This window comes from Streptomyces sp. NPDC097129, from assembly GCF_055668065.1.
In genome coordinates, this window is record NZ_JBVOQE010000127.1 from 1 (window position 1) to 1017 (window position 1017).

Annotated in this window: 1 pseudogene; it reads right to left on the reverse strand. The window is 61.8% G+C overall.

Annotated features, from left to right (window positions below):
- Positions 1–996 (reverse strand): annotated as a pseudogene (locus tag AC0B9F_RS38585) (Mu transposase domain-containing protein); the annotation flags it as partial.
- Between the last annotated feature and the right edge of the window lie 21 nt (positions 997–1017).

The following is a 1017-nucleotide window of genomic DNA, read 5'->3' on the forward strand; positions in this document are numbered from 1 at the left end:
ATCAGACCCAGCCGCATCGACCTCCAATGATGCGTGGCGGCGGGCTTCGACCGCGACGACATCAGCGGTGACTGCGCCGACGGTCAGAGCTTCTTCAATGCCGGCGATCACGTCATCGCTATCGATGGTGCGGTGCAGGAGCAGGACATCGATGAGTTGGCGGGTTCCGCCGGCATCACCGTCAGTTTTTCTGGCCGCGGCCCAGAATGCGTCATGACTCGAGGTAAATGTTCCGTTCCTGCGGGCAGCGGCCAAAGCGCTCGCCCCTGGCAGGGCGCCGGGTTTGGTGCGCAACACTTCGAGGTAGTGGTCGAGATCGAGGCTCTGACCGCCCCGGGCGATGACCCGTTGATGGCGAGCGATCACCGCCCGGCCGTCGAAGACCACCACTTCCGACGCCCGCAACGAGACTCGCACTTGTCTGCCGATGAAACGTGCTGGGACAGAGTATTTCGCCATTCGCACCGTGATCAACGCTGACCGATCGACTCGTGGTTCCAGCGACAATCCCGGGTCGAAGCCCTCGCTTGGAACAGGTAGCAGGAGCGGTGCTTCGACGGCGAAATCCTGCCCGACAGTGCGTATCCGGTCATTGATTCGGCGGCCGTTATCTGCCGTGTCCCAAGCGCGGATCTTCTCGTTGAGCTCATCGAGTGAGTTGACAACGGGCATCGGGGACAACCTGTTTCGGCGGAACCGGCCCACCTCGCCCTCCACGCCGCCCTTCTCGTGCGCCCCCGAGATACCAGGCTGGCAGTAAAACGGGTCGAACCCGAAGTGCGAGCGGAACAGTACCCATCGCTGGTTCTCCACCCGCGCTCGGGAGGAGCCGTAGATCACTTTCTGCACAGCACTGGTCAAATTGTCGTAGCGGATGTGACGGGTGGGGACACCGCCGATTTCCTCGAACGCGGCGATATGGCCTTCGAGGAACGCTTCCTGCCCTTGCGTCGAGTACACGCGGTGCACAGCTTTTCCCGAGTCTGAGACCCGGAAGTATAAAATAAGGCCTTACGT